Annotated in this window: 8 protein-coding genes and 3 tRNA genes; 1 reads left to right on the forward strand and 10 read right to left on the reverse strand. The window is 60.3% G+C overall.

Annotation, left to right across the window (positions count from 1 at the left end):
• From DBR30_RS21955 to pnuC, 7 genes are all read right to left on the reverse strand, one after another.
• Window positions 1-979: alpha-amylase family glycosyl hydrolase (locus DBR30_RS21955; RefSeq protein WP_258224369.1), on the reverse strand; the 979-nt coding region annotated here is incomplete at its 3' end.
• A 200-nt stretch (window positions 980-1,179) separates the two neighbouring features.
• Window positions 1,180-1,560 (reverse strand): DUF1622 domain-containing protein, encoded by a 381-nt coding sequence (locus DBR30_RS08695; RefSeq protein ID WP_108542073.1) that lies wholly within the window; start codon window positions 1,558-1,560, stop codon window positions 1,180-1,182.
• A gap of 61 nt (window positions 1,561-1,621) precedes the next feature.
• Window positions 1,622-2,542: an alpha/beta hydrolase gene (locus DBR30_RS08700; RefSeq protein WP_108542072.1), complete on the reverse strand. Its 921-nt coding sequence runs from the start codon at window positions 2,540-2,542 to the stop codon at window positions 1,622-1,624.
• A gap of 87 nt (window positions 2,543-2,629) precedes the next feature.
• Window positions 2,630-2,956 (reverse strand): N(4)-acetylcytidine aminohydrolase, encoded by a 327-nt coding sequence (yqfB, locus tag DBR30_RS08705; RefSeq protein WP_108542071.1) that lies wholly within the window; start codon window positions 2,954-2,956, stop codon window positions 2,630-2,632.
• Window positions 2,957-2,998: 42 nt separating this feature from the next.
• Complete coding sequence (locus DBR30_RS08710; RefSeq protein WP_108542070.1) at window positions 2,999-3,670, reverse strand: Crp/Fnr family transcriptional regulator; 672 nt, start codon at window positions 3,668-3,670, stop codon at window positions 2,999-3,001.
• Window positions 3,671-3,775: 105 nt separating this feature from the next.
• The gene (locus tag DBR30_RS08715) at window positions 3,776-4,501 is read right to left on the reverse strand and encodes a nucleoside phosphorylase (protein ID WP_108542069.1); all 726 of its coding nucleotides are present in this window, start codon (window positions 4,499-4,501) and stop codon (window positions 3,776-3,778) included.
• Window positions 4,502-4,504: 3 nt separating this feature from the next.
• Complete coding sequence (gene pnuC / locus DBR30_RS08720; protein WP_040066934.1) at window positions 4,505-5,221, reverse strand: nicotinamide riboside transporter PnuC; 717 nt, start codon at window positions 5,219-5,221, stop codon at window positions 4,505-4,507.
• A 263-nt stretch (window positions 5,222-5,484) separates the two neighbouring features.
• Here pnuC and DBR30_RS08725 point away from each other — a divergent pair, with 263 nt between their 5' ends.
• A complete protein-coding gene (locus tag DBR30_RS08725; protein ID WP_108542068.1) occupies window positions 5,485-7,317 on the forward strand; it encodes an SLC13 family permease in 1,833 nt (610 codons plus the stop codon).
• Between the two features lie 218 nt (window positions 7,318-7,535).
• Here DBR30_RS08725 and DBR30_RS08730 read toward each other — a convergent pair.
• The 3 genes from DBR30_RS08730 to DBR30_RS08740 all read right to left on the reverse strand — a co-directional run bounded on the left by DBR30_RS08730 (window position 7,536) and on the right by DBR30_RS08740 (window position 7,818).
• Window positions 7,536-7,619, reverse strand: a tRNA-Leu gene (locus DBR30_RS08730).
• An 8-nt stretch (window positions 7,620-7,627) separates the two neighbouring features.
• Window positions 7,628-7,704: transfer RNA gene (locus DBR30_RS08735), tRNA-Met, on the reverse strand.
• A 39-nt stretch (window positions 7,705-7,743) separates the two neighbouring features.
• Window positions 7,744-7,818 (reverse strand) — tRNA-Gln (locus DBR30_RS08740).
• Window positions 7,819-7,828 lie beyond the last annotated feature (10 nt).

The following is a 7,828-nucleotide window of genomic DNA, read 5'->3' on the forward strand; positions in this document are numbered from 1 at the left end:
CATCGCCAAATCGGGAGACGGCGCGAGGCAGGTCGTGGTTGCCGAGAAACAGGCTGTTCCAGCCACGCCCGTGCAGCCCTTGCTGGTGGCGGGCCATGGCCCGTTTGAAGGCGAGGGGATCAAAGCGGGATGACCACTTGTCACTGCCGAGCCCCAGATGCTCGAAGTTGAACACCATGCTGAACTCGCTGCCATCCGTACTGGAGTAGCGTTGCATATGGGCGAGATCGGCCCCCCAGGTCTCCCCCACCGTGATGATCCCCTTGCCGCCGAAGCTCGCGGCATTGAGCTCGCGGATATAGTCGTGCAGGCGCGGACCATTGCTCATGGCCAGCCGGTCCCACTCCTTGCTCACCATGTCGATCACATCGAAGCGAAATCCCTTGATCCCTTTGCCCAGCCAGAAGTTGATCACCTCTGCCATTTCGGCCCGCACCGCCGGGTTGTCCCAGTCCAGATCGGCCTGACTTGCATCAAAGTTGTGCAGGTAGTAGCGATCAAGCGCTGGCACGTACTGCCAGCCGCTGCCGCCAAAAATCGAGGTAATGGGGTGAGCATCGACAAAGGCTTGATCCCGGAATACGTAATAACCCTGATAACGGGGATCGCCGGCCAGTGCCTTCATAAACCACTCGTGCTCGGTGGAGGTGTGGTTGGCGACGATATCCATCATGATGCCGATGCCGTGAGCGGCCGCTTCGGCGATCAGCTGCTCCATCTCGGTCAGGGTGCCGAAGGCGGGGTCGATGGCACGGTAGTCCGCCACATCGTAGCCGTTGTCCCGTTTGGGGGAGCGATAGATGGGGGTGAGCCACAGCATATCGACCCCGAGGGTGACCAGATAGTCGAGGCGCTGACGGATGCCGTTGATATCGCCCATGCCGTCGCCATCGCTGTCCTGAAAACTCATGGGGTAGATCTGGTAGATGACGCAGCTATCGAGGTTGATATCGGACGTGTGGAGGGGTTGCGGGTTCATCAGCGTGGCCGGTTGGGGGAGGAGATTTTCTATCTTACGCAGATGAGCTGCTACTCGACAGGGCAGGGGAAACCTTGAAAAGGGTTCCATAGTTGGCTGATTGCCAAAAGTGCGGGAAGGGTCACAAAGGTGCCATCCCAGGCCACGGCTGTGGTCGGGATGGCACGGCACTTAGCGTTGATGCTATGCAGGAATACTGGTTATTGAGCAGCCTTGGCCTGTTCGCTGCGCTGCTCCTGCTGGCGTTCGGTCTGGGCTTCCAGCTCCTTGCCGAGGAAGTAGTTCAGGAAGGTTCGGATCACCGCGATGATGGCAAGGCGGATCAGCTCCTCCTTGCTCGGCGCCACCGTGGTGGCCAGGATGTCGGCGGCCAGCTGGAACTCCAGCGCCAGAATGAGCCAGCTGCCAAAACAGAGGCGAATGCGGGGAAAGCCCGGTTCGTGATCCTCCATCCGTGCCGCCAGCCAGAGGGTCTTGCCAAGCCCTATCACCACACAGGCGATGGAGATGATCTCCAGCAGCAGCTGGAACAGCTCGACCCCGTGCATCATCCCCTCTTTCAGGCTCGCTATCTCAAACACTCGGGTGACCTCCCTGATTCAAAAGAGGACACTATTAACACATCGCTCGGCAAAGGCCAAATCAGAGTCTCCTGATAAGCAGTGAGAGCTGTTCAATGAGCTGACGCGCCGCGGGGCTGACTCTGGCCAGTTGGATGAAGCCGTGTATAACACCCAGTTGCCGCTGACAGGTAGCCGTGACACCGGCTTGCAGCAGTTTGCGATAGAAGGCTTCCCCCTCATCGCGCAGCGGATCATATTCCGCCGTTACGATATGGGTCGGCGGTAATCCTGACAGGTCCGGATGGTGGAGAGGGCTAGCTTCGGGGTGAGTGGCGGGCTGCTCCCCCAGATAGGCGTGAAAACCGCTTAATAGCATGTCGCGGGTGATGAGGTAGTCATCCCCTAGCTGCCGATAGCTATCACTGTCGCCAGCAGCATCGAGCATCGGATAGATGAGCAGTTGGGCAGCAGGCAAGGGGGCGCCTCGCTCCTTGAGTCGCAAGGTGGTGATCAGGGCTAGGTGGCCGCCAGCACTGTCGCCCGCAAGGGCAATCCTTGCCGGATCCCCATGCCATTTCTCCACATCGGCCATGATGGCGAGCGTGGCTGCCAGTGCATCGTCATGTGCTGCAGGATAGGTGTGTTCAGGGGCAAGGCGGGTATGTACCGCGAACACCAGTGCCTCGGCGCGATTGCACAGCATCCGCATCTGGCGGTCGTGAGTGTCGAACTCACCGCTGACAAAACAGCCGCCATGAAAGTAGATCAGGGCCGGACGGCTTGCACTTGAGGTGGGCGCTGGCTGATATAGGCGAATGGAATAATGGCCATGTTGCCACTCTTCGACAGCGCCAACCTCCTCCCGTTCACCGCCCAATATGGCCGAAGCAAGATAGCCTTCACGTCGTGCCTGCCAGCTCAGGCTACTCGCCTTGGGGCGGCCTGCAGCGATGAACTCCGCCACCATAGCCGCAATGGCCGGTTCAAGTTGTATATCCATAACGCACCAGAAACTGTATATAAAAACAGTTACTTTGCGCCTTTAGCCAGAGAGCGCAACCGGCGTTAGCTGAGGCAGCTCACAAAATCAGACTTCAAGCAGCTGGAATTCAATCACATAGAGCGGCGGCAGATCGGGGTAGATATCGCGGATCACCTGTTTGAGCTCGGGGAGGGTCATGTTCTCCTGACGGGCGTGCTCGTCGTTCAGTTCATCGAAGGAGACCGCCTTGACCGAGAGCACCTCAATGGTGCCAAAGGGCTGGTGCTCCGGGTTGGTAAAGAGGGCCAGCCGCTGGCCGGGTTGCCAGTTGGCCTCGCTTTCGTCGCGGATGGTGATGGTCTTGCGGCCCGCCTGAATGTCGGCAACGAAGCGGCTGAAGAAGGTGAACTCTGGATAGGTGTGAGTAGACATGGTGACTCCTGACAGGGTGAATCGAAATGGGATGAATGGAAATCAAAGGTCGAGATAGGCGCGCAGCCTGGTCAGATCGGCGATAACGGGGCCGTCACTGCTGTCGGCCACTATGCCCTGTTCGACCAGCTCCTTGAGGGCGCGGCGGTAGACCCGCTCTGTGGTGCCGAAGCGCGCCGCCTCATGGGCCCGCTTGCGCGACCCCAGCATGGGAGTTCGCTGGCGCTCGCGCCACAACTCGTAGGCGATGTTGTAGGCGATGGGGTGGAGCAGTCGGCTGGTGGTGATCTCCAGGGTATCGAGATAGTCGCTGGCAAGCGCGGCGGCAAAGAACAGGGTCAGCTCGGGTTCGGCTAGCAGTCGCTGGGCCAGCTTGTGGGCACAGATGACCCGGGCGTCCAGCTCGGTCTCGGCCACCACGTTCCACTGCACCGGGGTGGCGCTGAAGAACTCCATCTCGCCGAAGATTTGGTTGTGGCAGGCTATTTCGCCGAGCTGGAAGCTGCGGCCCGAGTGGACGGCGCTATTGAGGGAGACCCGACCATGTTCGACCAGATAGAGCTGCTCGCTCTGCTCCCCCTGCCGCATGATCAATTCGCCCGGCAGGTAACGGCGCAGAAACAGGGTGCAGGCGTCGAGCGCCGCGGCAAAGCGGGGTTCAAGCTGCTGGAGTTCGGCGTGAAAACGGCCGAGGGGGTAGGGCTGTTGCTGCATGACTTGCCTGTCGCACCGGATGACGAGGGCCATGAGGCTAGCAAGAGTGCGGGCCGGATACCAGCCCGCACGGTAGCGGATGTGCCGCAGTTAACGGTTTGCGGTTTATTGCACCAGAGCGTGGAGGGCGGCGGCGATGGCTTGCTGCTCACCGGCCATCATCGCCTGTTCGGCGCTGGCGTAATCCGCTACCCCTTGCTGCACATCCTGCTCGAACAGCACCACGTTGCAGAGCACGGCGGCGACCCGCACCTTGCGCAGGCGACCCACGGTCAACAGGGAGGCTGTCTCCATGTCAGCGCCCAGTACGCCACGGGCATGCCAGTAGCGGCACACCTCCTGCTCATCATCTCGATAGAAGCTGTCGTGGGAGCGCACCAGCCCGTGCCAATGAGGTTGGCCACTGGCCGCCACCTGATTGAGCAGGGCGGCCTGCAGCCAGATATCGGCGCAGGCGGGGTACTCGGCGGGCAGATAGGCCTGCGAGGCCCCCTCATTGCGTACCGCCGCTTCCACCACGATGAGATCGCCGAGCCCGATGTCGTGTTGCAGGGCACCGGCGGAGCCGACCCGTATAAGCGATGTGGCGCCGGCTTGCACCAGCTCCTCCAGCGCTATGATGGCCGAGGCGCCGCCGATGCCGGTGCTGCAGACCGTGATGGGCAGCCCATGATAGCGGCCGTTGATGAGGCGAAACTCCCGGTTTTGCCCCAGCACTTCACACTGTTCGAGCTGGCTGGCGATGCGATCGACCCGGGCCGGGTCGCCGCACAGTACCACCCGCTCGGCAATCTGGTCGGGGCGGCACTGCAGATGGGGTAACAGACTCATGGCTTACAGACCTTGTGGCTGGCGCTTGGCGGCAATCACCCAGAGGCGGGTGCCGTTGGCGGCGATAAACAGCAGGATCAGGTATTCGAGCGACATGGCGTAAACGCCCTGCGCCGCATAGACACCGATGCTGATGATGTTGATGACGACCCAGAGGATCCAGTTCTCCACGTATTTGCGGGTCATCAGGATCTGGGCGACGACCGAGAGCACCGTCATGCTGGCATCCCAGAACGGGAAGGCATCGGGGGAGGGCTCGGGGATGGCAAGGTTGGCACCAAACAGGTTGAGCAGGGAGACCGAGGTGCGTGCCAGGGTGGCGAAGACCGGGTCGATATAGCGGGTCAGCAGAGCGATGGCCAGCACGCTCACGGCGGCGGTCACCATCAGTTTGGATTTGCTGAGCCAGCGGATCTGCAGGGTATCCCCCTGATCGTTGGCCGGGCGGGTCCAGGCGTACCAGCCGTAGACGTTGGCGCAGAAGAAGAACAGCTGCAGCATCAACAGTCCGTAGAGCTGGATCTGGAAGAAGATGATGGCAAACAGGCTGACGTTGATCAGGCCAAACAGGTAGTTGATGGTTTTCTCCTGACTGGCGAACCAGATACAGGCCAGACCAAACAGGGTGCCGATGGCTTCAATCCATGACATGGCATAGCCGCCACCCAGCGGTATGGTCACTAGCGTGTTATTGATGCTGAACAGCTCGAATATGCTCATTTTCTGATCCTTGGGCATGAGGGTTAGTATGCGAGGGCGCCATTCTAAGGGGTGAGGGGGAGGAGGGGCAGGACTTTTGTCCGCCCCGGGCTTGGCCCATATCAAAGAAATCGCCGCTGCTGCCCGGTTATTCCAGCAGTGATGGGTTATGGGGCCCCGGCGGGCCGGACTTTATTGATATGTAGCAAGATGATAGCGCCGTGGCTGTGGTCTGATAGAGTCCACTCTCCGGGAGGAGAATCACGTGATAAAAGGAGGTTGCATTGAATTCCGAGCTTGTCTGGGTGCTCTGTCTGCTGGCTGGCGCCATCTATCTCTTCATGACCAACAAGGTGCGCATGGATGTGGTCGCCCTGTTGATCATTATCCTCTTTGTGCTGAGCGGCACCCTCACCCTGCCGGAGGCGCTGGCGGGCTTTAGCGATCCCAACGTTATCCTGATTGCCGCCCTGTTTGTGGTGGGTGAGGGGCTGGTGCGCACCGGCATCGCCTATCAGGTGGGGGATGCATTGGTGAAGGTGGCGGGTAGCAGCGAGACCAAGCTGCTGGTGTTGCTGATGGTAGCGGTGGCGAGTCTGGGGGCTGTGATGAGCAGCACCGGAGTGGTGGCCATCTTTATCCCGGTGGTGCTGAGCGTGGCGAACCGGATGGGGATCCCGGCCGGTCGCCTGATGATGCCCCTCGGTTTTGCCGGGCTGATCAGCGGCATGATGACGCTGGTGGCCACGCCCCCCAACATGGTGGTCAACAGTGAGCTGATGCGCCACGGCATTCACGGCTTCGGGTTCTTCGATTTCACCCCGATGGGCGTGCTGATCCTGGGGCTGGGCATCCTCTACATGCTGCTGGTGCGCGGCTCCATGGTGGGCGAAGGGGAAGAGGGCAAGGGCAAGCCGACCGGGCGCCGCACCCTGCGAGATCTCATTCGAGACTACCGATTGGCCGGTCGGGCCCGTCGTCTGGCGCTGCGGCCGGACTCCCCGCTGATTGGCCATACCCTGGACGAGCTGCAACTGCGTGCCCGTTATGGTGCCCACGTCATCGGGGTGGAGCGCTGGCGCAAGTTTCGCCGGGTGATGGTGCCGGTGTCCGGGATCAGTGAGTTCCAGGCCAAGGATGTGCTGCTGATCGACATGTCAGACCCCGAGGTGGATGTGCGGGCGTTTTGCACCGAGGCGCGGCTCGAACCCATGATCCTGCGCGGGGAGTACTTCTCCGATCAGGCGCGGGAGGTGGGGATGGCCGAGGTGTCGCTGATCCCCGAGTCCAAGCTGCTGGGTAAAAGCGTGCGTGAGGTGACCTTCCGCTCCAGCTATGGTCTGAGCGTGGTGGGGCTGCGCCGCGATGGTGAGGCACTGGCAGGCAAGCTGGTAGACGAGCCGTTGCAGATGGGCGACACCCTGCTGGTGGTAGGGAACTGGAGCCACATCAGACAGTTGCAGACCCATAGCCGCGACTTTCTGCTGATGGGGTTGCCCGCTGAAGTGGACGAGATGGCTCCCGCCCGCAGCCAGGCGATCCATGCCCTCTTTTGTCTTGGAGTGATGATCCTGCTGATGGTGACCGATCCGGTGCCCAACGTGATTGCCGCACTGATCGCCTGTCTGCTGATGGGCAAGTTTCGCTGCATCGACATGGAGAGTGCCTACAAGTCGATCCACTGGCCGACCCTGATCCTCATCGTCGGTATGCTCCCCTTTGCGCTGGCGCTGCAAAAAACCGGCGGGGTGGATCTGATCGTCGGTGGTCTGATCAATGCGGTAGGGGAGATGGGGCCGCGGGTCATGCTGGCCAGCCTGTTTGCCCTCTGCGCGGTGATCGGGCTCTTTATCTCCAACACCGCGACAGCTGTGCTGATGGCGCCCATTGCGCTGGGCACGGCCCAGCAGATGGGGGTATCGCCCTATCCGTTTGCCATGACCATTGCCATCGCCGCCTCGGCCGCTTTTATGACGCCGGTCTCGTCACCGGTGAATACCCTGGTACTGGGGCCGGGCAACTACAAGTTTGCCGATTTTATCCGTATCGGGGTGCCATTCACCCTGTTGGTGATGGCGGTGAGCGTGGTGGCGATCCCCTGGTTCTTCCCGTTCTGATAACCGGGATGATGAATGTGTGCACCAGCGGCCTGCGGGCCGCTTTTTTGTGGCCGAGAGACAAGAGTGTCAAGGCGTGATCAGAATCAGTGAAGAGTGATATGGACGGGAATTAACGTGGCGATGGGTTAATAGAGGAGCGAGAGAAAAACTTGGGAGAGGCAAATTTCAGATACAAAAAAACCAGCGTGAGCTGGTCTGTTTGGTACTGCTATTAATGGTGCGGAAGGAGAGACTCGAACTCTCACGCCTAGGGCGCCAGAACCTAAATCTGGTGCGTCTACCAATTTCGCCACTTCCGCAATATTAATGGTGGCTATGACGGGATTCGAACCTGTGACCCCCGCATTATGAGTGCGATGCTCTAACCAACTGAGCTACATAGCCGTTTGTTATCGACCACTGATGTGGAAGAGAACAGAAAAATGGCTGGGGTACTAGGATTCGAACCTAGGGATGGCGAGATCAAAACCCGCTGCCTTACCGCTTGGCGATACCCCAACAGCGTTCC

The organism is Aeromonas sp. HMWF017, assembly GCF_003061465.1.
Classification (GTDB): Bacteria; Pseudomonadota; Gammaproteobacteria; order Enterobacterales; family Aeromonadaceae; genus Aeromonas; species Aeromonas veronii.

Bases quoted from the DNA above. Each gene is read 5' to 3' on its own strand.
- DBR30_RS08710 (WP_108542070.1), bottom strand. From the start codon at position 3,670: ATGCAGCAACAGCCCTACCCCCTCGGCCGTTTTCACGCCGAACTCCAG.
- yqfB (WP_108542071.1), bottom strand. From the start codon at position 2,956: ATGTCTACTCACACCTATCCAGAGTTCACCTTCTTCAGCCGCTTCGTT.
- DBR30_RS08715 (WP_108542069.1), bottom strand. From the start codon at position 4,501: ATGAGTCTGTTACCCCATCTGCAGTGCCGCCCCGACCAGATTGCCGAG.
- DBR30_RS08700 (WP_108542072.1), bottom strand. From the start codon at position 2,542: ATGGATATACAACTTGAACCGGCCATTGCGGCTATGGTGGCGGAGTTC.
- pnuC (WP_040066934.1), bottom strand. From the start codon at position 5,221: ATGAGCATATTCGAGCTGTTCAGCATCAATAACACGCTAGTGACCATA.